We start from the raw sequence: 24,460 nt of genomic DNA, 5'->3' as shown, positions 1-24,460 counted from the left end.
CGCGTTGTTTCCTCGTAGGAACAACGACACGTAATTCGAAAGGAACTTCGGTATGGTGGAAGTATATGGCATTGGCGGTCTGATCGTCCTGGTTTTGTCGATCTGGGCCATAATCTCGATCATCGGTTCGTCTGCGACGACCGGTGCGAAAATCCTGTGGGTCCTTTTCGTTCTGTTGCTTCCGGTCATCGGATTCATCTGCTGGCTGATCTTTGGCCCGAAGGCCGCGCGCAGCGCGATCTGATCAGTTCGGAAATTGTCAGTACAAAAACAAAGCGCGGCATCGGCCGCGCTTTTTTCGTTCAAGGATATTGGGGGCACAATGCGCCCTGCGCCGACTCACCCAGGATCTGAACCGACCTTCAAGCCGTTCCCACTGAAATCGATGGATGCGATCTTGCGTGCAAGATCTGCGGCCGTGAAAGGCCGTATCAGAGCCGCGCATTCAAATTGCGCTTGCACCTCGGGGGACGGGTCCAGCAGCAACAGTGCACTGCCGCGTTCAACCAACAGCCGCGCGACGGCGTCAAATGACGTCTCACTTCTGCGATAGCTCAGAACGCTCAGGGCCGGGGCGAATTCGGGGTCCTGCCAGAAATGCCCGCCCGCGTGCAGCTCGCGGATATGGACAATGCGATCGGGCGAAACTCCGGGGATGGCGTCACTGATGTCCGCTGCTTCGATAAAGTTTTCCGTAACAATTAAAACATCTGCTACGCTGCGGGAAGAGGCTTCCATAAATACCATCCTGAAATCTGTTCGATGCCACCGTAGGGCAATCCCGCAGCGCCGCAATAAACTATGACACAGCAACGAAAAATTTCTCTGATCGCATGTGCGGACTGTCCGCTGAGGCAGATGGATGTCTTCCTGCCGTTCTCGGAAGACGACCTGCGGTTCATGCAGGGGTTCAAAACCGGCGAGATGCAGGCCGAACCCGGAACACAGCTGTTCATCGAGGGTGCGAAATCCGCGCATCTGTTCACGGTTCTGAGCGGGATGGGCGTTCGTTACAAAACGCTGGAAAACGGTCGTAGGCAGGTCATCGGCTTTGTGCTTCCCGGCGATCTGGTCGGGTTGCAGGCTGGGGTCATGGGCGAGATGCGGCACTCCGTCGAAGCGACAACCGCGATGCGGCTGTGCGTGTTCAATCGCTCGCGGCTGTTCGAGTTGTATCAGAACCAGCCTGATCGGGCCTTTGACCTGACATTCCTGGCAGCCGTCGAAGAGCATTTCCTGGGCGACGCCCTGACAACCGTCGGCCAGCGCGGCGCGATCGAGAAGATCGCGTGGAGCCTGCACCGCTTCTACACAAGGTCGCAGGCCGTCGGATTGGCCAAAGGCTTGCGGTGTCCGCTGCCCTACCGGCAGCAGGATCTTGCGGATGCGTTGGGCTTGTCGCTGGTTCACACGAACAAGACCCTGCGCCGGCTGAAGGATCTCGGTCTGGCCGAGTGGTCCAACAATGTGCTGCAGATCAACGATCTTGAGGGTCTGGCCGAGCTTGGCTTGGTCGAAATCACCGAACCCGTTCCGCGCCCGCTGATCTAAACGTGGTGGATGGACAGGAATTAAAGAACCGCCGACCGAAAAATCGGCCGGCGGCTTGATCACATGCTTTGCGACCGAGGAGCCGTTTTACGACCCTTCGTAGGCCGGCATATCCTTCAGCATCTCCTTGTCAGCGTGAACGAAGGCATAGGTGGTATCACCATCGACTTCACGCATCAGCGACACGCGCGAGAAATCGATCAGAACATCCTTTTCCCCCAAGCCGAGGAACCCGCCGACGCCGATCACGGCACCATCGACCGATCCGTCCATGTCTACCACGACCTCTTCGATCTCGCCGATCCACTCTTGCGAGACGTCATAGACGCGCATGCCGGTCAGGTCTTCGGCCGGGATCGTGCCTTGGGCAACGGGGACATAACCCTCGATGTCGATGGTGGTTGGATCAACCGCATCAGCCATCTGTCCGGCTTTTTCGTTGATGTACTCACCGGTTGCTTCGGCTGCCTGGTCGACGTCTTCCGCCGTGTTCTGCGCAGCGTTCTTGATATCCTGCGCGGTATTGGACAGCGCATCACCGGCTGCCTCGGCTGCCTCTTCCAGGTTCTTGCCGACTTCTTCGACATTCGAGCTTTCTGCATAGGCCGATGCCGACATCACCAGAACGATCGAAGTTGTGGTCAGAAAACGTTTCATAGCTCACTCCTTTGGTCTGTTCTGACCGCATTTCCCGCGGTCTTGTTGAACAAACGAATGACGCCGCAACTTGTTCCCAAAAGAATGCAAAAATATTTGTTTTAAAAAGAAAAAACCGCGCATCTGCGCGGTTTGACAAGCCGTGTCCAGATACTCAGACCGGGTGCAGCGGATCGGAAGATCTGGACAGAACCATGTAGTGTTCGTCGTCGGGAATATTGCGTAACTCGGCGAATGGAAAACTCAGGATATCTGGTCGCCCGTCGATCAAGAGAAACCGCAGAGCCTTGGTGTCAGGGTCGAACTCAATATCCTTGAATCTGCCCAACTCACCAGTCGAGTCAAACACTGGGTTGCCCTGCAACTTCGTAAACCATCGGAAGTTGCTACCGGGTGGCGTGGGTTGGGGGCTTTGGCGGAGGGCGTCATTCAGGACCGCCCCCATCACAACCGGTGCAATCGCGTTTCCGAAAGGCCCTACGACCAGGGGCGGCAGACCTTCGATGTCCACTGCAAGGGGATTTTCGTCTTCTTTGCGCTGACGAAGGTGATCCAATTGTTGTTGGGAGAACGCGCACTCTATCTCGCTTGCGCCAAGATCGAGCGTATCGGCCGTGAACGCCACCGGGTCACTCCCCCCGGTCACGCTCAGATTGACCAAGGCGTACTCCAACTCGGTTTGCCCAGCGCGGATGGCGATATCGGAAACACGACCAATTGCGTGGCCGGTTCCGGCTGGGACTACGGGCGTGTTGATGAGGTCAGACAGTTTCATAGTCTCGATGATTGCCTTTGGTGTCTATCCTGGGAGTGTGCGGCGCCATTGGTTTGACGCCACCCCACGCGATGTGCGCATCCACCTTTGGGCTACATTTCCTTCATCAGGCGATCCACGATTTCCCGAACGTCCTCTTTCGAGTCTCCGTATTTCTTTTGGATGATGCCTTCCAGTTGCTCGCGATCGCCGCGCGCTTGTTCGAGTTCATCATCAGTCAAATCGCCGAAACGCTCGATCAGCTTGCCTTTGAATTCGGTCCAGCGTCCAAGAATTTGGTCCCAGTTCATGATAATTTCCTTTCGATTGCTTCGTCGCTGTCAGTGAAACGCGCCAAACGCGAACTGGTTCCGGTCGGCGGCGTTTTTTCTGAAACTGACAACGTGCAAGGGCGATCTGACGGTATCCGAACTGGGTCCTCAGTGGCGTCCGAAGTGGTCTTGGGAACAATCTCGCTAGCTATGCGTTGGGGGCTTGAGACCTCAACACAGGAGATCGAACCATGCCACGTCGAACCGAGACCACGGAGAAAGCAAAAGCCCATGCCCAGGATCTGGCCGGCAAGGTCAAGGACACCGTGACCGCCGAGGTCTCGGCCCGGGCCGAAGCCCTGAAAGACAGCGCAGCGCAGGAGGCTGAGAGTGCCGCTCATGCAGCTGACGCAGCTGCCGATGCATTTCCCGACCAATCTGTGCAGCATCAGGTCCTGTCGAGGATTGCCGACAACATGGAGGCAGTGGCTGGGCAAGTGCGCTCTGCCGATTTGGCCAGTATGAGCCGAAAGGTATCTGATTTCGCCCGGGAAAACCCGCTGTTGTTCGTCGGATCGGCTGCCTTGGCTGGGTTTGCCGCAGCCCGTTTTCTGAGCGCGCGTAACACGGGCGCCGCTCAATCCGCATCTTTTGGCGCAGATCCTTGGGATATTGATCCCTCGCCGCTGCATGGGACCTCGGTCGATACGTCGGGCCACACCAGCGCGCTGGCGCGGATGAATGGTGGCCGCGATGCATAACCCCAACGATCTGCGATCGGCACCGGGGCTTTTGGCAAACGCGCTCAAACATCTGTCGGGTTTGCTTCAGGCTGAAGTGAAGCTAGCCAAGGAGGAGTTGTCCCGAAACCTGACGCGAGCGGGCGTAGGGCTGGCCTGCATTGGCATTGCTCTGATCCTGTTGATGATCGCGCTGAACCTCATGGCCACAGCCTTGGTTGCGTATATCGCCGCCAATGGATTGTCTGTGGGTATGGCCTCGTTGCTTGTTGGCGCGGGCTTGGCGTTGGCTGCTGCGTGCCTGGCGCTTTTGGGTCGGTCCCGTATGTCCGCCGCCGCCTTGGTTCCCGAGCAAGCCATGAAAAACCTGCAGCGCGACATCGAAGCGATGAAGGAGTCGACCCATGTCTGACCTGACACCCCTTGAGACGCAGATCGCATATGAACGCAGCGCCCTTGCGCGCTCGCTGAACGCTCTGTCGGATACGCTGGCGCCACAGCGCTTGGCCGACGAGGCGAAATCGACACTCGAAGCCTATGGCGGGCAGATCGGTGCGCAGCTCTGGTCCGCGGCTCGAAAAAACCCGGCCGCTTTTGCTCTGTTCGGTGCAGGAGCAGCCCTTTTGGTTGCGGGTCCCGGGTCCGGCGCAAAAAGCACCCAATCCCCGCCCCAGGCCGTACCCCCGCAGCAGGCCTTCGACGGGTTTGATCGGCGTGTCGCCAACGCTGATAGCCGCATGAAAAAGGAGATGACCGGAATGACTGAGCACAGCCAATCTGCCAGCGTGCTGTCCGCCGCCTTGGATCGTGGTCTGGACAAGCTCTCGCCCCAAGCCCGTGCCCGTGTGATCGAGGCGCGCAAGGCCGCAATCGGTGCGCAGCAAGCGGTCGAGAAACGTGCGCGGAAGGCGGCGAAGGCCTCGCAAACCTTCGTTCATGATCAGCCGCTGGCGGCCGGAGCATTAGCGCTGGGCGTAGGAATTCTGGCTGGCGCTCTGCTGCCCAACACCCGCAAAGAGGACGAGTTGCTGGGCCATCGGCGCGATCAGCTGATGCGACAGGCCCAACGGGTTTTGAACGAAGAACTGGACAAACTGCATGCCGCGGCCAACGCACGGCTGGATGAGGCGGCTGATCGGGCCTCTGACGCTTTGCGCAGTCAGTGAAGCGCACCCATGCCAACTGCTTTCAGCTCTCCATCGGCCCTGCGTGCGATGCTGGCGATCCTGACCGGGATTGCCATCATCACCGCTTTGTACCTGGCCCGGTCGATCGTTGCGCCGATCACCTTCGCTTTGGTTTTGGGGGTCGTGGTTGCCCCGCTTGCGGACAAGCTTGAGAAGGTCGGTTGCCCGCGTGTGATATCCGCCTCGGCACTGCTGTTCGTGACCAGCACCGTCATCGTCGCGGCATTCCTTCTGCTTGAACCATTACTGTCTACGCTGGTCGAACAGTTGCCTGCCATCAAACGCGAGTTGCGCTCTTGGGTCGCCGCGATGTCCGAGTTCATTCGGGGTATCGAAACGCTTGGACGCGAGATCGAGGAAACCGTCGGCGCCGATGGGGCAGCGGAAACGGAGTCCGCCCTTCCGTCTGTAATGGATGCTTTGTGGCTAGCGCCCAATTTCGGATCAAAGATCCTGATTTTCATCGGTACTCTGTTCTTTTTCGTTTTGACCCGACCCGAGCTCTATGCCGCAGCCGGCCCGTTGACGGAGCGGCTGTATCTGGCCGACCGCGCGGTCTATCGCTATTTCGCTGCCGTGACGTTGGTCAATATCGGCCTCGGGACGGTAACGGCTGTGGCCTTGGGGCTGATCGGCATAAATGACGCCGTGATCTGGGGGGTGGCCGCCGGCCTTCTGAACTTTGTGCTGTATCTCGGCCCGCTGATGATACTGACCGGCCTTCTGATCGCCGGCTTAACCCAGTTCGGCGGAGCCGCGGCCCTGTTGCCCCCCCTGATTTTCCTGGCGATCAATCTGTCCGAGGCACAATTCGTAACACCCGCCTTCGTCGGCCAACGTCTGCAGGTGAACCCGCTGGTCGTATTCATCGCCATCATCTTTGGGCTTTGGCTGTGGGGACCGGTCGGCGCCATCGTCGCGCTGCCGATCCTGCTGTGGTTCGGTGTTTTGATGCACCCCAAGGTCATGAGCCCGGTCTAGACCACCTAGACGATGTTTTCAGTTACCCCCGGAAGAGGTTGCCGCATATCGCGCGCAACGTCTGCGTCATGCGGGACCAGAAAGCCGCTGCGCGCTTCGGGACGCCGCACGCCGTTGGCGCGAACCTCTCGCTTCCACCACGCGAACATGGCATCGGGCTCGATCTGTCTGCGCAGATCGTCCGAGAACCACCAATGGTCCACCAAGGCCTGCCGCAGAATCGCGACCCGCTCCCGATCGGTGATCCGAAGGGCGACCTCTGTGTCCCACCGCAAAGACCGTCCGTTCAGGTTGGCGGACCCGACCAAGGCATGGCTGTCATCCACCACCAGAACTTTGTTGTGAACGTGAATGATCGGAGACCCGCTCAGAACTTCAGCGCTGGCATCAGCCCCACTGGCCGAAATCGGTTGGACCGGGGTCGACACCGAAACCCGGTCTTGGAACCCCTGCTGGATGATCTCCAGACATTTGGCCTGCAGGTCCAACCCGTACTGCGCGTCCAATCCGTCATGGCCGCTAAAGGCCACTTCCTCGGGCAAGGCTGGCAGAACAAGCACCAGTTTCAGATCCTGCTTGGAATGGCCCGCCTCAGCCAAGGCCTCGGCCAGTCGGGTTGATCTGAAATACTGGGTCTCGATGTGCAGAAGTTGCCGCGCGGCTTGAAAGGCGGCGATGTGCTCATCCTCGATCTCATGCGCAATGGTCTTTGGCGACAGCCGCCAGAACGCAAACCGGCGCGGGCTGGACAGGGTGCGGCGCAAGTGTGTCGCCTGCGGGTCCGGTTTTCCGGTTGCGATTTCATGTTCGAACCGGTCGATATGGCGCGCGGCCTCGGCGGCCTCGGGTCCGCGGACCAGCAATTGAACGTCTGACCATGTGTTTTTGGCCAGACGGTCGTGATCCGGTGTGTCAAAGCGCCTTTCGTTCAAGTCCAATCCGCCGAGGTAGCAGACCTCATTGTCGATCACGGCGACTTTCTGATGGTGCGACACGGTGTGAAGCCGGGGCAGCGTGTCCGACCCCAGCCGTACCGCCTGCCGTTCGCGTCGTTCGCGGGACACCTCCTGCATCCGCTGCGCCTTTTTTCGCAAAACCGCGGGTAACAGCGTGGCCCAAGGCAATGCGCCGGCCTGCGCGGGGTGCATGGACACGCGAACGCTCAAGCGCGCGGCCAGTTCAGGTCCAAGGATTTCCGCAAGCGCAACCGCCTGCCGTTTGGTGCGCCAGCTCAGTTCGTGCAACTCGGTCGCAAAGATCGGATCGAAATCGCTGATGACCAAATGAAACGAGACACCCTTGCGGATGACATGCTCGATCAGATCAAACCAGGTATCGCCGATCCGGCGCGCCTCATCGCTGCGCAGCCGTGTCATGAAATCGAATATCCGAAAACTTGCCTTGATCTGGTGCCGGGCCTTCAGAACCGCTTTTTCCAAGGCGGGCCAGGCTTGCTCGGCCGTGATCAGGACTTCCAAGTCATTCTGCTGCGGCACGGGCATCACCGCCTCTCTCATCCGCAATGGTCTGTGGTTCGCTATCGCCTTCTACTTCGGCGATATCGAACGTCACCTCATACACATAATGCGATGACGTCTCGGTTATGGTTTCGGAACCGTCCAATTGGCGGAGGAAGGCCTGCATCAGCCGTTGACCGATCCCGCCGCTGTGGAACAGATCCGCACCGTCGTCCGTCTGCCCGCGCGTGTTGGAGATTTTCAGATGCAGGGTGCTCTCCTCGGGGCGGGTCAATTCCACCGAAATTTTAGGCGGTCCGTCCTGCGGTACGCCTACGTATTTGACCGCGTTCGTCAGCGCCTCGGCCACCAGCATCGACATCGTGACGGCCTGATCCTGCCCCAGTTCGACCGGCGCGATCCGGCAGTCGACCTCGACCACCTGACCCAGAATTGGCGGTCGATGCGCCAGTTCGGCCACCAAATGCCCGATGAGAGCCTCGGTGTTGATCGTCGTCATCTGCGAGTTCTGGTTCAGGGTCTGGTGCACCATGGCCAGGCCGCGAACCCGACGCTGCAACTGTTCCAGCAAGCGCCGGGCCTCGGGGGTTTCAGCCTTGCGCAAATGCATGTTCATGATCGAAGCGATCAGTTGCAGGTTGTTTTTGACACGATGGTGAACCTCGCGCAACAACAGCGTTTTTTCGACAAGATCCCGTTCGTGCTGTGCCTCAGCCTCGCGGATCAACAAGACCATGCGGTTGAATGCAGTCTGGATTTGCTGAAACTCCTGCGGCGCGCCCGCAAGGCTTTCAATCGGGTCGCGCTCGCCCAAGGCAAAGCGACGAACGGCGGAACGCAAGCTGTCGAGATGCCGGATCACCATTCGATGCAGGCCCCACAGGGCAACTCCCAGTCCGGTAACCCACATCAGGATGGGAAACGCAATGGTCAGGGCCGTACTGCCTGCACCAACAGAGGCCAGAGCCGCCTCGCGCGGCCAACTGCCGATTACGGCAACTTCGCCCGGAATGATGGTGGCAACTGCAAAAACCCGATCCTCGCCTCCGACCGTCTTGGCGGAAAAGGTCTTGCCGGAACTGGACAGAACCAACAGATTTTCCTGCACGGGCGGCAGGAATTGCTGGACCGCGTCCAGGCCGACATTTGACGACAGCACTTCTCCGGTCGCGTCGAAAAGGGCGATGACGACGTCGCTGTCAATGTTGCCAACATCCAAGGGCGTCCGCGCCAACGCATGCGGTATCGAGATGGAAACGAACCCCACAAGTTCGGTCCTGTTAAGGACCGGCTGGGTCACGATGATCACCGATTGCCCGGTCGCCGCGCCGGCACGATTGACAGAAAACGTAAGCTGCGGATTTTCCGAGATCTGCCCGAAACCGGGCGCGTCCGACAAATCGATGGCTCGCTCGACGGTCGAGCAGGCCATGACCCCGTTTGGCTGAATAAATCCGGCAAATACGAACTCGGGCTGGCGTTCGACGAACCGGCGCATGAGGTCCGAACAAGCAGCATTGTCCAAGCCTCCCTCGGCAAGCGCTGCTGTGAGTCCCGAACTTGCACCAACGGCTTTTTGCAAAAGCTCCCGTTCCCGGCTGGCCGCCTCAATCGTGCGCGCCAGCACCGAGGCCCGCGATCTTTCGTCGGCCTCGGTAATAACAGCGCGTGTCTGCAATACCGCAATCAGCCCCAAAGGCAGAAGTGCCAGAGTGACCAGCGCTGCAAGATAAACGGTCAGGCTGCGCGGCTTCGCATCCATCGATCGTCAGGCCGCCGGTTGCGTCTGAACGATTGCCGCCGTTACCGCATCGGTCAATTCGATGGGTTCGTCATCTTCCAAACCCATCAGTTCGGCCAGTTGCGCGCGGGCCCGGTTCACCCGGCTTTTGATCGTTCCAAGGGCGACACCGCACATCTCGGCCGATTCCTCATAGGAAAACCCTTGTGCACCGACCAGCACCAACGCTTCGCGCTGCTCATCCGTCAACTGCTCAAAAGCAACCGCAAAATCCTTCAAGGCCAAACGTCCGTCATGGTCGGGCTTCTGCGACAGGCCCTCGGCCATGGCACCATCGACATCCTCGACCTCGCGCTTGCGTTTGCGGTGCAGGGAAAAATAGGTGTTCCGGACAATGGTGAACAGCCAGGCCCGCATGTTGGTGCCTTCCTGGAACGAGTCGATATTGCTCCAAGCCTTGATCAATGCGTCCTGCACGATGTCATCGGCAGTGGCGCCGTTTCGGCACAGGCTGATCGCAAAGGCACGCATCGCACCAATATGTTCGACAAGCTCTTCTCGCGGATCAACCATCCGAGCCTCCCGTCTCACCGCTTTTGGAGACACTGGTCTGATTGCGCAGTTTTTCAAGAAGATCGACGAACCGGTCCGGAACCGGTTCGTTGGCAACCTCATCGAAAGCCCGCTTGAGGTTCTCGTCGATCCTTTGCTCTATTTCTTGCCGATGGCTTCGGCTTGGCTGTGGTTTTGTCATGGCATCATCAAAAATTTTTACTTTTGCTGGAACCATAACGCCCCAGTATGCGTTTGGTTCCCGAGTTTAGAGAAAAAAATGAGGAAAACATAGATGACTGAGCTGACCGGAGTTTCCGTCGCAGATCAAATTGGCCCGCTCTTGCCGTTTCTGCGCCGTTATGCCCGTGCCCTCACCGGCTCACAGGACAGTGGCGACGCGTACGCCGCTGCATCGCTTGAGGCGATCCTTGCAGATCCCGCCCAGTTCGATGCCGATCTCACGCCGCGGGTCGCGTTGTTTCGTGTTTTTCACGGTATCTGGTCAACGTCGGGAATGCCAGTTGACGCAGATGGCCACAGCTCTGACATCCAAACGCGCGCTCACGCCCAGTTGGCACGCCTGACGCCGAACACGCGCGAGGCCTTGCTGCTGCGCACGGTCGAAGAGTTCTCGGTCAGCGATATCGCCGCAATCATGCAGATAGAACCCGCCGAGGCTCAGAAGCTGATCGAAATCGCTTACGAGGAAATGGCCCGCCACACATCCGGCCGGATATTGATCATCGAAGACGAAGCAATCATCGCGATGGATCTTGAAACGATGGTGACCGACCTGGGCCACCGGGTCACTGGGGTCGCACGCACCGAGACGGCCGCCATTGACCTGGCCGAGCGCGAGCCGTTCGACCTGATCCTGTCGGACATCCAACTGGCGGACAAATCCAGCGGAATCGATGCGGTGAACCGCATCATTGCCCAGCACGGCGATTGCCCCGTCATTTTCATCACCGCCTTCCCCGAGCGCCTTCTGACGGGCAAAGGCCCCGAACCGGCCTTTCTGATTTCCAAACCCTACACCGAAGAACAGGTCAAATCGGCCGTCAGCCAGGCCATGTTCTTTGCCTCTAGCGCCGTGATCGAGGTCTGACGCGGCAGGGCCGCGCTGCAAGATACGAAAATTCAGGCGATGAAACACGAGGAACACCATGGAAAACGAGATTGCACAGACCGCAGAGACCGTGACGAACACCGTTTGGGCCGAACTGTCGCAAGTTCTGAATACCGAGCTGTATGACGGGAAATCGCTGAGCGACCTGTTGACGCTTGAGGCCCTTCTTGGCCTCGTCGCGAACACGATCGCCGCGCTGATCCTGTTGGTGCTTGGGCTTGTGATTTCAAGATATGTCAGCCGGAAGATCCGGGGCGTCGGTGAAAACTCGGAACGCCTGGACGATACGCTGTTCAACTTTCTTGGCAATCTGGCGCGCTATACGATCCTGGCGTTTACGGGGCTGTTCATTCTGAACACGTTCGGGGTGCAGACGACGTCGATCATCGCGCTGATCGGTGCCGCGGGTTTGGCCATTGGTCTTGCCCTGCAAGGCACATTGTCCAACGTCGCAGCCGGCGTGATGATCATCCTGTTCCGGCCGCTCAAGATCGGCGATTTCGTCGACGTGAACGGCGTGCTCGGAACTGTAAAAGATATCACCCTGAACTACACTGAAATTGCGGATATGGGGAACGTCAAGGTTATCGTTCCGAACGCCGAGGTGTGGGGAAACACCATCAAGAATTATTCCGTCTATGAGACCCGTCGTGCCGAATGGACGTTTGGCGTTGGATACGGCGTCAACCTGGCGGAGGCCGAGCGTGTCATTCGCGATACGATCATGTCGGACGCCCGTTCGCAGGCAGATCCCGAACCGTTCATCCAGGTGAACAATCTTGGCAGCAGCAGCGTCGATTTTCTTGTCCGCGTTTGGTGCAAGTCTTCGGACTACTTCCAGTACCAGGCAGACATGAAGCGCAAAGTCAAAGAAGCGCTGGACGAAGCCGATATCAATATCCCGTTTCCGACCCGCACGCTGCTGATCGAAGACGTCGAGAGACGGCAAGAGAAGGCGATCGCGGCAGAGTAACCTTGACTGTTGAACCTAGAGGTCCGAAGCCACAACTCAAAAAAAACGAACGACATCGGGGTGCCGAAAGACAGGATTTATGCGTCGCAGGACGGGCTTTGCATGTCGAGCGTCACCTAGCGGGCGGCAAATGCCCTAGAATCGGTAGGTTGCGCCAATGACCGGGCCGGATTGGTGGAAGCTGAAGTCATTGCCATTGATGTCGTGATCAAAGGAAATGTAGCGGTACCCGCCGCGTAGCAGCCAGCGGTCGTTGATCGCATAGTCCGCGGTCAGCAGGATCTGCCAGGTTTCGCTGTCGCTGCGGAACCCGCCATAATCCAGGAACCCGGTTCCCGACCATTTGTCCGAAAACGCGACCCGGGCACGGACGCCGATCACCGGATCGGTCCAGCTGCTGTCGACCGACGTCTGATTGCCGGGCGCTGTTCCGGGCAACAGGTTGAACTTTGTTTCAGTGCTGAACCATCTAAACCCGCCAGCCAGATCGACGCTGGCTGTCGGCGTTTCATGGACACGGTAGCCGACATACCCGCTCAGGAATTGGGTTTTGAACGATGTGTCCAGACCCGAACTTGCCGGTCCCGGAGTCTCGTTCGAGAAGGACAGGTTTGTATAGTTGTAGTCCGCAAGGAACGACCAACGGCCGTTCGACGCGGTAAACGTGCCCATGAAAGCAAGGTCGAGGTTCTCCAGCGCGTCAGAGAAGCTGAGCGTGCCATCCAAGGTTCCTGCCGGTGTGTCCAGCGACACTTCGGTTTCAGGGGTGAACAGGTAGATCGTGGCCGAATAGGACCAGTCGGACTGCTGAGATAGTGCCGAGGTCGCTGCTGAAATCGCCAGCGACAGGCCAAGCATCAGGGGTTTCGCGATCCGTACCGTCTTCATGATGTCCCTCCGGTGAGCCCATTTTGGCTTTGACCCACAGTAAAGGAGGCTGCCCGCAAACCAAAATAGTATTTTGATTTGTGCATGGGTCGGGGCGACGCGCCAGGAATTGGCAGGTCACATCCGCGCAAATACTGAAGACGGAGAAGAGGTTGGGATGGTGGGTGATGAGAGACTCGAACTCCCGACATCTTCGGTGTAAACGAAGCGCTCTACCAACTGAGCTAATCACCCGTGAGGGGGGATTTAGCCAAGCTGGTGGGCCGGCGCAAGAGGGTCTTTCAGAATTTCTGCGCCGGTGGCCGTGTGTCTCAGGGATTCATGTCTTTCAATGCCGTCAGCAGCTGCGCAACTTCGTGCTCGGTGTTGTAGTGGCACAACGAAATCCGGATACAATCGGACAAGCCCAACGGGTTCAGCACGTTCCCGCTGTAATGGTCGGCCTTGCGGGTGTGGGTTCGGATACCCTGCGCGTTCAGGCGCGAGACTACGTCGGTCGAGGGCATGTCGCGGACCACGATCGACACCAGTCCTTCTCGGGCGGGGTTGTCTGCTCCGGCCAGAATCGTGACGTGATCCATATCGCGCAGGCCGGGCAGGTTGCCGACGCCGTTGATCATCGCGTTGGTCAGATGGGTCTCATAGGCATGAATCGCCTGGCCGGCGGCCTCGATTCTGGTGCGTTGATCAGGGGCATCCGACACCTGACCGCCCAGCCAGTCGAAATAGGCAACCACGTCGGACATCGTGGCGTAGGCGCCGGTATCGCGCGTGCCGAATTCCCAACCATCAGCGGGCGCGTCAATCAGTTGGTCATGGGGCAGGGCGGTCAGCCGGTCGGAGATCCAGGCAATGCCGTAGCCATGCCGGGAAAACACTTTGTAGGGTGAAATCGCATATCCATCGACTTCATAGCTGTCGATATCCAACTGTCCGTGTGCTGCGTGCTGGATGCCATCGACAATGATGAAACAATCCGGCGACACCGCCCGGATCGCGCGCGAGATTTCAGCCACGTCCATTCCCATTCCCGTCACCGGCGAAGCGTGCAGGATCGTGGCGACCGCGACGTCCGGTGTCATGTGGGCCGAATAATCTGCGGCAGTAACCAAACCTGTCGCGTCGTTATGCGGCACGTTCACATAGTCCAATCCGGCAAGGCCCGCCCAGCGGCGCGCGGCGCTGCGGCTGGCGGGATGTTCGATCGAGCTGCCGATCACCTTTGCCCCTTTTGGCGCATTCACGCAGGCCGTGCGGATCATGCGGAACAGCAGCTCGGTTCCGCTTTCACCCACGAAGAACTGCCCCGAAGGCGCATTCATAAACACGGCAAGATCTGCCTTGGCACGGCTGATGATGTCGACCAACGCGTGACTGGCGGGGTTGTCCCGCCCCTGATTGTCCGGGATGGCCGCAAAACGGGCCGAGGTTTCGACCACCGAGTTCAAGGTCAGTGCGCCGCCGGCATTCTCGAAAAAGATGCGGGGACCCTGAAAGGGGCAGTTGTCCACATGGGCAAACCGCGCGCGAACGGTGTCGATCAATCCCGGGGTTTGGTGCAGCATGGTGTACGTCCTGTTTGGTTCGTGCCCAGACTCGTCTTGCGAGTGCGCGACATCAATTTCGTTTGCGACAGATTGCGGGTTTGGGATGCCGCCTTTTTCTCCGGGCTTACTCTTTCGACGCCGGAAAGACCAATTGATTCCGGACTCTGCATGGCACGCCGGCGGGAATACACCTTGCCTGCGGCCCGCTGCCTCCGATATGCCAAAAGCAGTGCGACCGTCCGAACAGGAGAGCCGGGGATGCAGTTCGACACATGCCGCCGTCTTGTTGCGGTTGCCGCTCTTTGCGGCGCGTTGGTTGCCCCGCTTCGGGTTGCGGCGGCTGAGGTCCTGGTGTTCGCAGCGGCCAGCCTCAAAACCGCGCTGGACCAAATCGCTCCGGAATTCGAGGCCGCGACGGGTCAACAGGTTACGGTTTCCTTCGCAGCCTCTTCCGTTTTGGCCCGGCAGATTCAGCTGGGCGCGCCGGCCGATCTGTTTATCTCGGCCAATACCGCATGGATGGATGTTCTTGAGAGGAACGGAGATATCGACCCGGCGTCGCGGGTCGATCTTGTGGGCAACGGGCTGGTGCTGATTGCTCGCGCAGGGCAGCCCAGCGAACAGACGCTTACGCCGGACTTCGATCTGAGAGGCCAATTGAAAGGCGGCTATCTGGCGATGGCCCTCGTTGATGCGGTTCCCGCCGGAATCTACGGCAAGGCCGCGTTGACTGCCCTGGGCCTGTGGGACGATGTTCAGGATCAAGTGGCTCAGGCCGACAACGTGCGCGCGGCCTTGGCGCTTGTCGCAAGCGGCGCGGCACCAATGGGTGTTGTCTACCGATCCGATGCGCAGGCCGAGGCTCGGGTGGATGTGGTCGGAGTCTTCCCTGAAGGCACGCACCCGGTGATCGTCTATCCCGCAGCCCTGACCGCGACCGCACGGCCTGAGGCGCAGGTCTTCCTCGACTACCTGCAGAGCGAACCGGCGACCGGCATATTCAAGGCGCAGGGTTTCACCCTGCCGCACGGATAGCGCCATGGGTTGGTTGGGCCCCGCCGAGATCGAAGCGTTGCGACTGTCACTGCGTGTCTCTTTCTGGGCGACGATCGTTTCGCTGCCACTCGGGATATTCGTGGCCTACGCACTGGCCCGCTGGAGGTTTCCCGGCCGACACGTGCTGAACGGTCTGGTGCATCTGCCGCTTATCCTGCCGCCGGTCGTGACCGGTTATCTGTTGTTGCTGACCTTCAACGTACAAGCCCCGGTTGGTCGGGTGTTGGCTGATCTGGGCGTCGTTGTGGCCTTCCGCTGGACCGGAGCCGCACTGGCCGCCGGGATCATGGCATTTCCGCTGATGGTTCGGGCAATCCGCCTGTCGATCGAGGCGGTTGATCCAAAACTGGAGCAGGCCGGAGCGACGCTTGGGGCATCGCAACCTTTTGTCTTTGTCACTGTGACTTTGCCTATGATCTTGCCGGGGATCATCGCAGGGGCAATCCTTGCCTTCGCAAAGGCGATGGGCGAGTTCGGAGCCACGATCACCTTCGTGTCGAACATTCCCGGCCAGACCCAGACCCTGCCGTCGGCGGTTTATGCTTTCCTTCAGGTGCCGGGCGGCGAGAGCGCCGCGATGCGGCTGGTCATTATCTCGATCGTCATCGCCATGGGGGCGCTGCTTCTTTCGGAATATGTGGGGCGTCGCGCAGCGGCCCGGGTGGCCGGAACATGAGCCTGTCCGTGAAGATAAGACACCGCCTGCCGGGCATTGACCTGGACATCCTGTTCCAGGCGCCGCGGGGTGTGACGGTGCTGTTCGGACGATCGGGGTCTGGCAAAACCACCATCGTGGATGCCGTGGCCGGTTTGCTGCGCCCTCAAGCCGGGCGGGTCGCGGTGGATGATTGGGTGCTGTTCGATACCGAGCAAGGCCAATGGCTGCCGCCGCATCGCCGCCGGCTGGGGTATATCTTTCAGGAAGGCCGCTTGTTCCCGCACCTGACCGTGCGCCAAAACCTGTCGTACGGCCGGTGGTTTGCTCCCCGGGACGCGCGCCGTGAAAACCCCGATCACGTGATAGAGATGCTGGGCATCGGCCACCTGCTGGACCGTCGCCCCGCCCACCTGTCAGGCGGTGAAAAGCAGCGTGTCGCCATTGGCCGTGCTCTGCTGGCAAGTCCGCGGTTGATCCTGGCCGATGAACCTCTCGCTGCGCTGGACGAAGCCCGAAAGGCCGAGATCCTGCCCTATTTCGAGCGATTGAGGGACGAGGTCTCAGTGCCGATCCTCTATGTCACGCATTCTGCGGCCGAAGTTGCCCGCCTTGCTACCTCGGTCGTAGCGTTGCAGGACGGCAAGGTGCTGCGGCAGGGACCGGCCTCCGAAGTGCTGGCGGATCCCTCGGTTGCCCCGACAGGTGTGCGGGCTGTGGGTGCGGTGCTTGAGGTCACTGTGGCCGCGCATCACGAAGACGGCCTGACGGAACTGGCGGCAAACGGTGTCCGACTGTTCCTGCCGCGCATCCCGCATTCGGTTGGTGATGCGCTTCGGATCCGCATCCCCGCCCAGGAAGTCATACTGTCGGACCGAAAGCCCGAAGGCCTGTCGGCGCTGAACGTCCTGCAGGGCACCGTCGAGACCGTGCGCGCGGGTGAAGGTCCGGGAGCGATCGTATCGGTCCGAACACCGGCGGGCACCCTGCTGGCCCGTGTGACGCGCCGGTCGGTCGATGCCTTGGCGTTGCAGCCCGGCAAACCGTGCCACGCGGTCGTCAAGACCGTAGCGCTGGCACCGCAGGATGTCGGCGGGCGGGTCGCCAAGTCTTAGGTGGCAGGGTCAGCCACCCTGTTCTTTCAGAAGCTGTGAGAACTCTTTTTTCCGGTACAGCTTCATGTGGACCTTGCCGGCCTCATCCCGGGTCCATTCGACGATCCGATTTCGGGTCATGTCGCTGTCCATGCGGTTCGTGCGCACCCTCGGGTGCGGAATCTCGCGTTTCAGAATCTCGACCATCTGGTTGGTCTGTCCGAAAGGTGCGACCAAGTCGACGATCCAGAAAGATGAACCGCTGGTGAAATCAGTATCCATCAACGGCTTTTCCTGCACCGCATATCGGTATTCCGCTTCAGGGCTGAGCCCGGCAAAGGTCACGAACCCGCGCGGGAATCCGTTTTGGCGAAAGATGTGATACTGCCCCAGCCGCAAAGGCGTTTCGAACGCGTACAGAACCTGGGCGAGGCTGCGCTGCTGGTGGATTTTGGTCAGTCCGGCAAGGTAGAAGAGCGCGCCGAAGTCTGCGTATTTCTCGGGAGAGATATCAAACCAGTCCTTTGGAAATTTTCTGCTCAAACCTGACCTCAACCCCTTGGGACATCGGCAGTATATCGGGCAAAGTCTTGAAATGGTATTCGTTTTCTGTCGCCTCTGCAGCTGAGCGGGCTTGTGGGCGTGGCCTGTTCCCAAAGGTAACCGGGTTTGGCTTTACTCAATGGACATGCGGCCTATGATTGGAGCAACCCGGTTTTTTTGGCGGATAGTTTTGATGAAGCATTTGATTTCAGCCCTGGTTCTGTCTGCAACTCTGTTGGCTCCGATCGCCGCACAAGCTGTCGGGTTCGGCATCGGCGTCCGCCCGACCTACCGCACCGAGATAAGACCCGTCGGAGACGGTGTGTATGAGGTCAAGGCAATCGGGTCGTCAGCCCCTGTCAACTACTGGTGCGGTATCGGCGATTTCGCCATTCGGCAGTTGGGTGTCCCCGGTTCGCAACGGATCTACATCTGGAGGGCGTACGAGCCGGGTGTACGAACTGTGCAATTCTCGTTGAAGCCGCCGCCGGGCGTGGATACCACCCCCGGCTATTCAATTACCGTCAAGCGGGTGGGCGAGAACATGTCAGCGTCCTCCGCGCAGAACTACTGCTACGACAACTTCATGGATTTCGGGTTCTGACGTCTCAGACCCACTTGGCCAGTGGGGGCAGGCTCATCAGCACGGCGTCGGGGTCATGCCCGGTTTCCAGGCCGAATTTCGTGCCCCGGTCATAGACCAGATTGTATTCGGTATAGAGCCCGCGGTGCACCAGCTGGGTGTTTTTGTCTGCCTCGGTAAAGGGTTGGGTCCGCCGCTTTTTGACCAGCGGCAGAAAGGCCGGCAGGAAAGCGCGGCCAATGTCCTGTGTCAGCGCAAAATCCGCCTGCCAGTCGCCGGTGCAGTAGTCGTCCATGAAAATGCCGCCCACCCCACGCGCACGCTTGCGGTGCGGAATGTAGAAATACTCGTCTGCCCATTCTTTGAGCCGCGGATAGTGACCCGGCCCGTGCGGGTCTAGATGCGCTTTTTGCGTGGCGTGGAAATGGGCCGTGTCCTCGGCATATTCGATGCAGGGGTTCAGGTCTGATCCACCGCCGAACCACCAAGCGTGCGGGGTCCAGAACATGCGGGTGTTCATGTGAACGGCCGGTGCGTGCGGGTTTTGCATATGCGCCACAAGGCTGATGCCCGAGGCCCAGAACCGCGGGTCGTCTGTCATCCCGGGGATACCCTTGCGCGCGGCCATTGCCTGTTGTGCCCGTTCGCCGAGCGTGCCGTAGACGGTCGATACATTGACGCCGACCTTCTCGAACACGCGGCCACCGCGCATGACCGACATCAGCCCACCACCCGCGTCCGAGCCGTCCTCGGACTGGCGTCGGGTCTCCTTGACCTCGAACCGTCCGGCGGGGGCATCGGAAAACGGCCCCACCTGGTGGCTGTCTTCCAAAGCCTCGAAGGCCGCGACGATTTCGTCGCGCAACTGGCGAAACCAGGTCGAGGCGGTGGATTTTTCCGTTTCAAACATCGTCAGGCTCAATGCGCGGGGGCGGCAACCGGGTCCAGAAGGGTCCGTCCACCGTCGATTGTGAGGACTTGCCCGGTAATGAACGCAGCCGCGTCCGAGGCAAGGTATTGCGCCGTTTCGGCCAGCTCGGCCGGGGCGGCAATGCGGGCCAGTGGGGTATGATCCTCAATGTCCCGCCGATAGTCCCGATTGTCTTTCAGGGTGGCCTGCAGTGACGCGCTCATGACCGACCCCAACGCAATCGAGTTCACGCGGATCCGATGAGGCGCAAGAGCCACTGCAAGGGACCGGGTCAACTGGTCCTGCGCGGCGCTGGAAACCGAATAGGCCAAAAGGCCTGGATGCGCGCGCTGACCGGCGATCGAGGACAGGTTGATGATCGAACCATTCGGCCCGTCTTCCTGATCCTCGGATTGTTTGATCATCCGCTTGGCGACAAGCTGGCTCAGCCGCAGGGCGGGCATCAGGTTCTGGTTCAGAAGGGTGCGAACCGAGTCGTCTTCCAGGTCCAGCGGATCCGTCGGGATGACCTGTCTGGCCCCGTTGACCAGAATATCGACCTGATCGAATGCATCCAGAGTGGCCGAAAGGAGGTTGGCGATCGTCAGCTTTTCGCGCAGATCACCGGCGAAGTAGCGGACGTTGCTGTCGTCGGCCTGTTCGCCCAGTTCTTCTGCCAGACGTTTCTCGTCCATGTCGGCGAACATCACGTTGGCGCCCGCATCGGCAAAGTGACGGCCGATGGCAAGGCCGATGCCGTTGGCGCCTCCGGTAACGATGGCGGTCTTGCCGGCTATGGAAAAGGACATGTGTTTCCTCCTGAGTCGCGGCGCAGGTTAATCGGCTTCACCGCCGAGGGCGAGAGGCGTGGAATACCTTGAACCGGTTGTCGCCTGCAATTTCCTCGACCCGCGCAAACGCGTCAGTCAAAGTCGTTTCATAGGGGAGATGGCGGTTGGCGACCATCCACAAGTGGCCCGAGCGGGACAGGTTGCGCGCGGCGGCGGTGATGAACCCACGCCCCAGGTCGGGATCGGCGCTGCGCGACGTGTGAAACGGCGGGTTCATGACAACGGTGTCCACGGGTTCTGGCGCAGACCACGTCACCGCATCTGCCCAGTGGAACTGTGCCCTTGGGTCGGGCACGTTGGTCCGGGCGCATGTCAGGGCAGTATGGTCGGCTTCGACGAGATGCAGCGTGCGCACAGTGTCATCCTGCAGCAGCCCGGAGGACAAATAGCCCCACCCGGCACCCAGATCGGCGACCCGAGGTCCAAGCTTTGGTGGAAGGGTCTGGCGCAACAGTGCCGAAGCAGGATCGACCCCGTCGGCCGAAAACACCCCGGGCGCGGTTTGGAAGCCATCCGCCATCTGTCCTGTGGACGCGGCCCAGTCTGCAAATGCGTCGGGATCGGCCTTGAACCAGAAGATCTTGCCATGCGCCTTGGCGATGGGGCCCTCGATCTCGACCCGCTTGCGAACGTCCTTCAGCAAGCTGTCCACGCCATCTGTCTTGGCACCATCAACGGCAACCGTTCCCGAGGCCCGGCTGCACGCATGATGGATCATGGCGCGTGCCTGCGCTTTGGCGCGGGGCAGAAACAGAACCACGTCTTCGCAGGCGCTGTCGGTTTCGGGCACAGCTGCAAAGCCGCGGTCCCGGAAATGGTCGTGGAATGGTTTGAAAGGTTGAACAATCTCGACACCGTTCGGCAGCGCCGACAGGTCATGATCCGGCGTCGGTCCAATGACCGATATCGGTTCCGACAGGGTCAGGCCCGAGTCGAGGGCGAGAGACAATCGTAAGGACATCAGAGCGGGTTGAAGGGGGCAGAGGCGCGCGTCGCGACCCTACTCCTCTCTCTCCATGGTGCATTGAAGCGGGTGTTGGTGCCGACGAGCGAAATCCATCACCTGCCCAACCTTGGTCTCGGCAATCTCGTGGCTGAATACACCGACCACGGCCACACCTTTCTTGTGCACGGTCAACATGATCTCGAAAGCCTGTGCATGGGACATCCCGAAAAACCGCTCGAGCACATGAACCACGAATTCCATGGGCGTGTAGTCGTCGTTCAACAGCAGCACCTTGTACAAGGGCGGTCGTTTGGTCTTGGGCTTGGTCTGAACAAGGATTGACGTGTCGCCATCGTCTTCCGATTTGCCAGCCATCATCCAACGGGCTTCAATCATGTCGCGAGATTTTCCGATTCACACTTCGGGTCGTTTCAGGGCTTATATAACGTCGACCCACCCAGAGGAAAGAGCAACCGGGCGGATTCGAAATGGATGAAAACCTGACCATCGTCGCTTTCGACGCTGACGACACCTTGTGGCACAACGAGCGTTTCTTTCAGCTGACCCAAGCGCATTTTTCTGCGCTACTGGCGGATCATGCGGACCGTGACCATCTGATGGAGCGGTTGTTGGCGGCCGAGAAGCGCAACATCCGCCACTATGGGTATGGCATCAAAGGTTTCGTCCTGTCGATGATCGAAACCGCAATCGAGGTGACGGAAGACAAAGTCCCGGCCAGGGTCATCCGCGAACTGATCGAAGCCGGGCAGGAGATGCTGTCCCACCCGATCGAGCTGTTGCCTCACGCGCGGGAGACGGTCGAGACAATCGCAGGCACCCATCGCATTGTTCTGATCACCAAGGGTGATCTCATTGATCAAGAGCGCAAACTGGCCCAATCGGGATTGGGTGAACTGTTCGACGCGGTCGAAATCGTGTCGGAAAAGACGCCCGACACCTATAGCGAAGTCTTTCGGCGGATGGGGCAGTCACCTGCCGGTGCCATGATGGTCGGCAATTCGATGCGGTCGGATGTGGTCGCGCCGATCCAGGCGGGGTGCTGGGGCGTGCACGTACCGCACGGTCTGGTGTGGGAGATCGAGCAGGCCGAGATCCCGACAAGCCATCCCCGTTTCCGGGAGATCCGCGATTTGGGAGATCTTCCTGATCTGGTCCGGCAGATTTCCTGACCTGTGACAGATTGGCCCCAGTTTCAAACTTTTACGACGAAGTCGCGCCAACTTTTTGACATCTTCGCCGTTTTGGTGGCGGCCATCCGTTGGGCCGCAACATCTAGACGCCACCGAGCGGAGCCTCTGCCGCGGATTTTTCAGCTTTCGGTTTATTTCAACAGTGCTGTGTGTTAGCCTCGACCAAATAATCAAAAAGGCTGACCGGGAAAACTCGGCGGCGCGAGGCAGACAGAGGCAAAGATCGTGCAGATTCGGCGGATAGTTCCGGCGCGGGCGGGCTTGCTCGTAGTCACAATGGTATGGATGGCGTTGGTCCTGGCGACTCAGGCGCTTGCGGCTCCTTATGCGGCAATGGTCATTGACGCCAGAACCGGTGAGGTTCTGCATTCCCGCAACGCCGATACCAGGCTGCACCCTGCTTCTCTCACCAAGATGATGACCCTCTATATCGCCTTCGAAGCGGTGCGGAACGGTGAGATCACGCTGGACACCCAGGTGCGGATCACCAAGGCCGCGGCGGCCGAGCCGCCCTCCAAGCTGGGCCTGCGGGCGGGCCAGACCATCGCGTTCCGTTATCTCATCCGCGCGGCCGCTGTGAAATCGGCCAATGACGCCGCGACCGCGATCGGCATCGCTCTCAGCGGATCCGAGGCCGCCTTTGCGCGCCGTATGACCCGCACAGCCAAGGCCATGGGCATGAGCCGCACAACCTTCAAGAACGCACACGGGCTGACCGAAGCGGGCCATCTTTCGACTGCGCGTGACATGACCACGCTGGGTCGGCACCTGCTTTATGACTATCCTGAGTATTACAACCTGTTTTCACGCCAATCGACACATGCGGGCATCAAGACTGTTCCGAACACCAACCGGCGGCTGCTGGCAGCCTACCGGGGCGCCGACGGCATCAAAACCGGGTACACGCGCGCTGCGGGCTTCAACCTTGTTGCTTCGGCCAAGCGTGGGGACAAACGGATCATCGCAACCGTGTTCGGTGGCAAATCCAGCACTTCGCGCAACGCCAAGGTGGCCGAGCTACTGGACATGGGATTCCGGCGCGCCCCGTCGCGCGCTCCGATCCGCAAACCTGCCCGTCCGGCATATGCCGGGAATACCGGGCTGGGTGGAGCCACCCAATTGGCCAGTGCTGTCCGCGCGCCACAGCGCAGCCTTCGACCTGTGATGCGACCCGGGGCTGGGGTGGCCATCCAGGTTGCCGGCGCCGTGGCTGAAACCGCAGCCAAGAACGGTGCACGTATTCAAGACGGCATCGCCGCTGCGATCGCCGCAGCGGATATCGCGCCGACGGCGCCTCCGGTCGAGAATGCCGACACGCGCCCGGCCCTGCGCCCCGAGAACCTTGTGCTTGCATCGACCGAGCCCGCAGAAGTCGTGGCCGAGCCCGAGCAGGAGGTCGTTACCCGTCTGTCCACGTCGGGCGGGCATCTTTGGGGCGTCAATGTCGGGCGCTACACCACCCGCTACGAGGCCGAGAAGGTTTTGCTGAAAACGGCTTTGTCGGAGATGACGACACTGGAAGGCACTTTGCGCAAAGTGAACCAGAGTTCGCGCGGGTTCGACGCGACCTTCCAGGGCATGACCCGCGAGCAGGCGGATCTGGCCTGTCGCCGCCTGAAGGCACGCAATGTCACCTGTTTCATGATCGGGCCATCATAAGGTCCGACGCTCTCTCCTGGATCGTTGCTGGCCGCGAATGGATTTCGCGGCCTTTTTTTACGCCTTGAATGCGGCGGTCCATCGGTCCGGTCGGAAGCCACTTGCCCAGTGGACGCCAAAAGCAGCAGAGTGGCGCAAAACGCTGTGTTCGGCCCTTCAACGCTTGTGCGTTCCGAGCCGCAATTCGGGCGCAGAGTGAGTCGATTCACGGGGCGCGAGTCGAGTGTTCTTGTGGTGGTGTCAGGGCGCTTTCGCTATATATAGTGGTCTCGTGGGGTCGGACTTTGAATCCAGCGGGTCGGGCTTGATCTCCGAGGGTGAAATTCCCAACGGTGGAGCTAGGTGATCGTTATCTAAGTTACTGACAAATATTGATAAAAATAAAATCAGCAAAAAAGTTTGGCAGTTTGTCATTTTCTGCTTGCGGTGATTTGTAGTTATCCTTAGAACGCCCTTCACCGGCGCTGCTGAGGCGGTGTTGGTTGGTCGGAGTGACGGC

At 59.8% G+C, this 24,460-nt stretch carries 29 protein-coding genes and 1 tRNA gene; 14 read left to right on the top strand and 16 right to left on the bottom strand.

All coding sequences use genetic code 11. The features are described 5' to 3' along the window. The first annotated feature begins 52 nt into the window (after positions 1-52). A complete protein-coding gene (locus ACR0MM_RS14555; protein ID WP_093961670.1) occupies positions 53-244 on the top strand; it encodes a PLD nuclease N-terminal domain-containing protein in 192 nt (63 codons plus the stop codon). Between the two features lie 95 nt (positions 245-339). Here the strand turns inward: ACR0MM_RS14555 and ACR0MM_RS14550 are convergent, their stop codons facing one another. Beyond that, positions 340-738, bottom strand: coding sequence for a hypothetical protein (locus ACR0MM_RS14550; protein WP_170452354.1), 399 nt, complete (start codon positions 736-738; stop codon positions 340-342). Positions 739-801: 63 nt separating this feature from the next. Here ACR0MM_RS14550 and ACR0MM_RS14545 point away from each other — a divergent pair, with 63 nt between their 5' ends. Further along, positions 802-1,551, top strand: coding sequence for a Crp/Fnr family transcriptional regulator (locus ACR0MM_RS14545; protein WP_480696975.1), 750 nt, complete (start codon positions 802-804; stop codon positions 1,549-1,551). A gap of 87 nt (positions 1,552-1,638) precedes the next feature. On the opposite strand, the gene ACR0MM_RS14540 is transcribed toward ACR0MM_RS14545, so the two are convergent. The 3 genes from ACR0MM_RS14540 to ACR0MM_RS14530 form a co-directional block, all read right to left on the bottom strand. After that, positions 1,639-2,208 carry a PRC-barrel domain-containing protein gene (locus ACR0MM_RS14540; protein ID WP_170456366.1) on the bottom strand — a complete coding sequence of 190 codons (570 nt, stop codon included), beginning with the start codon at positions 2,206-2,208 and terminating at the stop codon, positions 1,639-1,641. A gap of 154 nt (positions 2,209-2,362) precedes the next feature. Then, positions 2,363-2,983, bottom strand: a complete 621-nt coding sequence (locus ACR0MM_RS14535; RefSeq protein ID WP_480696973.1) for a PRC-barrel domain-containing protein — start codon at positions 2,981-2,983, stop codon at positions 2,363-2,365. 92 nt (positions 2,984-3,075) lie between these two features. Beyond that, on the bottom strand, positions 3,076-3,273 hold the full coding sequence (locus ACR0MM_RS14530; RefSeq protein WP_170456361.1) for a CsbD family protein: 198 nt from the start codon (positions 3,271-3,273) through the stop codon (positions 3,076-3,078). Positions 3,274-3,485: 212 nt separating this feature from the next. Between ACR0MM_RS14530 and ACR0MM_RS14525 the strand changes: the two genes are divergently transcribed. The 4 genes from ACR0MM_RS14525 to ACR0MM_RS14510 are packed head-to-tail and all read left to right on the top strand — an operon-like array spanning position 3,486 to position 6,142. Next, the gene (locus ACR0MM_RS14525) at positions 3,486-3,995 is read left to right on the top strand and encodes a hypothetical protein (protein ID WP_480696971.1); all 510 of its coding nucleotides are present in this window, start codon (positions 3,486-3,488) and stop codon (positions 3,993-3,995) included. Continuing rightward, on the top strand, positions 3,988-4,386 hold the full coding sequence (locus ACR0MM_RS14520; RefSeq protein WP_170460774.1) for a phage holin family protein: 399 nt from the start codon (positions 3,988-3,990) through the stop codon (positions 4,384-4,386). Before ACR0MM_RS14525 ends, ACR0MM_RS14520 begins: the two co-directional genes overlap by 8 nt. Beyond that, positions 4,379-5,140: a hypothetical protein gene (locus ACR0MM_RS14515; protein ID WP_480696969.1), complete on the top strand. Its 762-nt coding sequence runs from the start codon at positions 4,379-4,381 to the stop codon at positions 5,138-5,140. The genes ACR0MM_RS14520 and ACR0MM_RS14515 overlap by 8 nt, the downstream gene beginning before the upstream one ends. Before the next feature lie 9 nt (positions 5,141-5,149). Then, complete coding sequence (locus ACR0MM_RS14510; protein WP_480696967.1) at positions 5,150-6,142, top strand: AI-2E family transporter; 993 nt, start codon at positions 5,150-5,152, stop codon at positions 6,140-6,142. A 5-nt stretch (positions 6,143-6,147) separates the two neighbouring features. Here the strand turns inward: ACR0MM_RS14510 and ACR0MM_RS14505 are convergent, their stop codons facing one another. Genes ACR0MM_RS14505 through ACR0MM_RS14490 form a run of 4 tightly spaced genes read right to left on the bottom strand, consistent with a single transcriptional unit; the run spans position 6,148 to position 10,151 of the window. Further along, positions 6,148-7,644, bottom strand: a complete 1,497-nt coding sequence (locus ACR0MM_RS14505; RefSeq protein ID WP_480696965.1) for a phospholipase D family protein — start codon at positions 7,642-7,644, stop codon at positions 6,148-6,150. Next, the gene (locus ACR0MM_RS14500) at positions 7,622-9,382 is read right to left on the bottom strand and encodes a sensor histidine kinase (protein ID WP_480696963.1); all 1,761 of its coding nucleotides are present in this window, start codon (positions 9,380-9,382) and stop codon (positions 7,622-7,624) included. Before ACR0MM_RS14500 ends, ACR0MM_RS14505 begins: the two co-directional genes overlap by 23 nt. A 6-nt stretch (positions 9,383-9,388) precedes the next feature. After that, the gene (locus tag ACR0MM_RS14495; protein WP_480696961.1) at positions 9,389-9,934 is read right to left on the bottom strand and encodes an RNA polymerase sigma factor; all 546 of its coding nucleotides are present in this window, start codon (positions 9,932-9,934) and stop codon (positions 9,389-9,391) included. Continuing rightward, a complete protein-coding gene (locus tag ACR0MM_RS14490) occupies positions 9,927-10,151 on the bottom strand; it encodes a NepR family anti-sigma factor (RefSeq protein ID WP_480696959.1) in 225 nt (74 codons plus the stop codon). The genes ACR0MM_RS14495 and ACR0MM_RS14490 overlap by 8 nt, the downstream gene beginning before the upstream one ends. Before the next feature lie 57 nt (positions 10,152-10,208). Here ACR0MM_RS14490 and ACR0MM_RS14485 point away from each other — a divergent pair, with 57 nt between their 5' ends. Together ACR0MM_RS14485 and ACR0MM_RS14480 are read left to right on the top strand one after the other, a co-directional pair. Beyond that, positions 10,209-11,024: a response regulator gene (locus tag ACR0MM_RS14485; RefSeq protein ID WP_170583075.1), complete on the top strand. Its 816-nt coding sequence runs from the start codon at positions 10,209-10,211 to the stop codon at positions 11,022-11,024. A 58-nt stretch (positions 11,025-11,082) separates the two neighbouring features. Then, positions 11,083-12,018 (top strand): mechanosensitive ion channel family protein, encoded by a 936-nt coding sequence (locus ACR0MM_RS14480; protein WP_475142676.1) that lies wholly within the window; start codon positions 11,083-11,085, stop codon positions 12,016-12,018. A 135-nt stretch (positions 12,019-12,153) separates the two neighbouring features. Here the strand turns inward: ACR0MM_RS14480 and ACR0MM_RS14475 are convergent, their stop codons facing one another. From ACR0MM_RS14475 to ACR0MM_RS14465, 3 genes are all read right to left on the bottom strand, one after another. Beyond that, complete coding sequence (locus ACR0MM_RS14475; protein ID WP_170372095.1) at positions 12,154-12,906, bottom strand: outer membrane protein; 753 nt, start codon at positions 12,904-12,906, stop codon at positions 12,154-12,156. A gap of 158 nt (positions 12,907-13,064) precedes the next feature. Then, positions 13,065-13,140, bottom strand: a tRNA-Val gene (locus ACR0MM_RS14470). A 77-nt stretch (positions 13,141-13,217) separates the two neighbouring features. Continuing rightward, on the bottom strand, positions 13,218-14,471 hold the full coding sequence (locus ACR0MM_RS14465) for an aminotransferase class V-fold PLP-dependent enzyme (protein WP_480696956.1): 1,254 nt from the start codon (positions 14,469-14,471) through the stop codon (positions 13,218-13,220). 240 nt (positions 14,472-14,711) lie between these two features. Between ACR0MM_RS14465 and modA the strand changes: the two genes are divergently transcribed. Genes modA through modC form a run of 3 tightly spaced genes read left to right on the top strand, consistent with a single transcriptional unit; the run spans position 14,712 to position 17,279 of the window. Next, positions 14,712-15,488, top strand: coding sequence for a molybdate ABC transporter substrate-binding protein (gene modA, locus ACR0MM_RS14460; RefSeq protein WP_480696954.1), 777 nt, complete (start codon positions 14,712-14,714; stop codon positions 15,486-15,488). 4 nt (positions 15,489-15,492) lie between these two features. Then, the gene (modB, locus tag ACR0MM_RS14455) at positions 15,493-16,185 is read left to right on the top strand and encodes a molybdate ABC transporter permease subunit (protein ID WP_093963061.1); all 693 of its coding nucleotides are present in this window, start codon (positions 15,493-15,495) and stop codon (positions 16,183-16,185) included. Further along, on the top strand, positions 16,182-17,279 hold the full coding sequence (modC, locus tag ACR0MM_RS14450) for a molybdenum ABC transporter ATP-binding protein (RefSeq protein ID WP_480696952.1): 1,098 nt from the start codon (positions 16,182-16,184) through the stop codon (positions 17,277-17,279). The genes modB and modC overlap by 4 nt, the downstream gene beginning before the upstream one ends. Before the next feature lie 9 nt (positions 17,280-17,288). Here the strand turns inward: modC and ACR0MM_RS14445 are convergent, their stop codons facing one another. Beyond that, positions 17,289-17,801, bottom strand: coding sequence for a toxin-activating lysine-acyltransferase (locus tag ACR0MM_RS14445; RefSeq protein ID WP_480696950.1), 513 nt, complete (start codon positions 17,799-17,801; stop codon positions 17,289-17,291). A gap of 193 nt (positions 17,802-17,994) precedes the next feature. Between ACR0MM_RS14445 and ACR0MM_RS14440 the strand changes: the two genes are divergently transcribed. After that, positions 17,995-18,405, top strand: coding sequence for a hypothetical protein (locus ACR0MM_RS14440; protein ID WP_480696948.1), 411 nt, complete (start codon positions 17,995-17,997; stop codon positions 18,403-18,405). Between the two features lie 4 nt (positions 18,406-18,409). Here ACR0MM_RS14440 and hemF read toward each other — a convergent pair whose 3' ends face one another. From hemF to clpS, 4 genes are read right to left on the bottom strand one after another with little or no spacing between them, the layout of a single operon-like run. Further along, a complete protein-coding gene (gene hemF / locus ACR0MM_RS14435) occupies positions 18,410-19,294 on the bottom strand; it encodes an oxygen-dependent coproporphyrinogen oxidase (RefSeq protein ID WP_480696946.1) in 885 nt (294 codons plus the stop codon). An 8-nt stretch (positions 19,295-19,302) separates the two neighbouring features. Then, positions 19,303-20,103, bottom strand: coding sequence for an SDR family NAD(P)-dependent oxidoreductase (locus tag ACR0MM_RS14430; RefSeq protein ID WP_170365224.1), 801 nt, complete (start codon positions 20,101-20,103; stop codon positions 19,303-19,305). Positions 20,104-20,140: 37 nt separating this feature from the next. Next, the gene (locus ACR0MM_RS14425; protein WP_170360343.1) at positions 20,141-21,106 is read right to left on the bottom strand and encodes a class I SAM-dependent methyltransferase; all 966 of its coding nucleotides are present in this window, start codon (positions 21,104-21,106) and stop codon (positions 20,141-20,143) included. 39 nt (positions 21,107-21,145) lie between these two features. Continuing rightward, positions 21,146-21,487 (bottom strand): ATP-dependent Clp protease adapter ClpS, encoded by a 342-nt coding sequence (gene clpS / locus ACR0MM_RS14420; RefSeq protein ID WP_093963054.1) that lies wholly within the window; start codon positions 21,485-21,487, stop codon positions 21,146-21,148. A gap of 92 nt (positions 21,488-21,579) precedes the next feature. On the opposite strand from clpS, the gene ACR0MM_RS14415 reads away from it, so the two are divergent. Together ACR0MM_RS14415 and ACR0MM_RS14410 are read left to right on the top strand one after the other, a co-directional pair. Next, positions 21,580-22,281, top strand: coding sequence for an HAD family hydrolase (locus ACR0MM_RS14415; protein WP_480696944.1), 702 nt, complete (start codon positions 21,580-21,582; stop codon positions 22,279-22,281). 297 nt (positions 22,282-22,578) lie between these two features. Next, a complete protein-coding gene (locus ACR0MM_RS14410) occupies positions 22,579-23,961 on the top strand; it encodes a D-alanyl-D-alanine carboxypeptidase family protein (RefSeq protein ID WP_170452418.1) in 1,383 nt (460 codons plus the stop codon). The last annotated feature ends 499 nt before the right edge of the window (positions 23,962-24,460 follow it).

The sequence above is a fragment of the Ruegeria sp. BC6 genome, from assembly GCF_056539185.1.
The sequence above is the reverse complement of the archived record's forward strand: the minus strand, read 5'-3'. Positions and strand labels throughout refer to the sequence as shown.

What these genes read in the sequence shown, in the direction of transcription:
- ACR0MM_RS14555 (WP_093961670.1), top strand. Translation starts at nt 53, where the DNA reads ATGGTGGAAGTATATGGCATTGGCGGTCTGATCGTCCTGGTTTTGTCG.
- ACR0MM_RS14550 (WP_170452354.1), bottom strand. Translation starts at nt 738, where the DNA reads ATGGAAGCCTCTTCCCGCAGCGTAGCAGATGTTTTAATTGTTACGGAA.
- ACR0MM_RS14545 (WP_480696975.1), top strand. Translation starts at nt 802, where the DNA reads ATGACACAGCAACGAAAAATTTCTCTGATCGCATGTGCGGACTGTCCG.
- ACR0MM_RS14540 (WP_170456366.1), bottom strand. Translation starts at nt 2,208, where the DNA reads ATGAAACGTTTTCTGACCACAACTTCGATCGTTCTGGTGATGTCGGCA.
- ACR0MM_RS14535 (WP_480696973.1), bottom strand. Translation starts at nt 2,983, where the DNA reads ATGAAACTGTCTGACCTCATCAACACGCCCGTAGTCCCAGCCGGAACC.
- ACR0MM_RS14530 (WP_170456361.1), bottom strand. Translation starts at nt 3,273, where the DNA reads ATGAACTGGGACCAAATTCTTGGACGCTGGACCGAATTCAAAGGCAAG.
- ACR0MM_RS14525 (WP_480696971.1), top strand. Translation starts at nt 3,486, where the DNA reads ATGCCACGTCGAACCGAGACCACGGAGAAAGCAAAAGCCCATGCCCAG.
- ACR0MM_RS14520 (WP_170460774.1), top strand. Translation starts at nt 3,988, where the DNA reads ATGCATAACCCCAACGATCTGCGATCGGCACCGGGGCTTTTGGCAAAC.
- ACR0MM_RS14515 (WP_480696969.1), top strand. Translation starts at nt 4,379, where the DNA reads ATGTCTGACCTGACACCCCTTGAGACGCAGATCGCATATGAACGCAGC.
- ACR0MM_RS14510 (WP_480696967.1), top strand. Translation starts at nt 5,150, where the DNA reads ATGCCAACTGCTTTCAGCTCTCCATCGGCCCTGCGTGCGATGCTGGCG.
- ACR0MM_RS14505 (WP_480696965.1), bottom strand. Translation starts at nt 7,644, where the DNA reads ATGCCCGTGCCGCAGCAGAATGACTTGGAAGTCCTGATCACGGCCGAG.
- ACR0MM_RS14500 (WP_480696963.1), bottom strand. Translation starts at nt 9,382, where the DNA reads ATGGATGCGAAGCCGCGCAGCCTGACCGTTTATCTTGCAGCGCTGGTC.
- ACR0MM_RS14495 (WP_480696961.1), bottom strand. Translation starts at nt 9,934, where the DNA reads ATGGTTGATCCGCGAGAAGAGCTTGTCGAACATATTGGTGCGATGCGT.
- ACR0MM_RS14490 (WP_480696959.1), bottom strand. Translation starts at nt 10,151, where the DNA reads ATGGTTCCAGCAAAAGTAAAAATTTTTGATGATGCCATGACAAAACCA.
- ACR0MM_RS14485 (WP_170583075.1), top strand. Translation starts at nt 10,209, where the DNA reads ATGACTGAGCTGACCGGAGTTTCCGTCGCAGATCAAATTGGCCCGCTC.
- ACR0MM_RS14480 (WP_475142676.1), top strand. Translation starts at nt 11,083, where the DNA reads ATGGAAAACGAGATTGCACAGACCGCAGAGACCGTGACGAACACCGTT.
- ACR0MM_RS14475 (WP_170372095.1), bottom strand. Translation starts at nt 12,906, where the DNA reads ATGAAGACGGTACGGATCGCGAAACCCCTGATGCTTGGCCTGTCGCTG.
- ACR0MM_RS14465 (WP_480696956.1), bottom strand. Translation starts at nt 14,471, where the DNA reads ATGCTGCACCAAACCCCGGGATTGATCGACACCGTTCGCGCGCGGTTT.
- modA (WP_480696954.1), top strand. Translation starts at nt 14,712, where the DNA reads ATGCAGTTCGACACATGCCGCCGTCTTGTTGCGGTTGCCGCTCTTTGC.
- modB (WP_093963061.1), top strand. Translation starts at nt 15,493, where the DNA reads ATGGGTTGGTTGGGCCCCGCCGAGATCGAAGCGTTGCGACTGTCACTG.
- modC (WP_480696952.1), top strand. Translation starts at nt 16,182, where the DNA reads ATGAGCCTGTCCGTGAAGATAAGACACCGCCTGCCGGGCATTGACCTG.
- ACR0MM_RS14440 (WP_480696948.1), top strand. Translation starts at nt 17,995, where the DNA reads ATGAAGCATTTGATTTCAGCCCTGGTTCTGTCTGCAACTCTGTTGGCT.
- hemF (WP_480696946.1), bottom strand. Translation starts at nt 19,294, where the DNA reads ATGTTTGAAACGGAAAAATCCACCGCCTCGACCTGGTTTCGCCAGTTG.
- ACR0MM_RS14430 (WP_170365224.1), bottom strand. Translation starts at nt 20,103, where the DNA reads ATGTCCTTTTCCATAGCCGGCAAGACCGCCATCGTTACCGGAGGCGCC.
- ACR0MM_RS14425 (WP_170360343.1), bottom strand. Translation starts at nt 21,106, where the DNA reads ATGTCCTTACGATTGTCTCTCGCCCTCGACTCGGGCCTGACCCTGTCG.
- clpS (WP_093963054.1), bottom strand. Translation starts at nt 21,487, where the DNA reads ATGATTGAAGCCCGTTGGATGATGGCTGGCAAATCGGAAGACGATGGC.
- ACR0MM_RS14415 (WP_480696944.1), top strand. Translation starts at nt 21,580, where the DNA reads ATGGATGAAAACCTGACCATCGTCGCTTTCGACGCTGACGACACCTTG.
- ACR0MM_RS14410 (WP_170452418.1), top strand. Translation starts at nt 22,579, where the DNA reads ATGGTATGGATGGCGTTGGTCCTGGCGACTCAGGCGCTTGCGGCTCCT.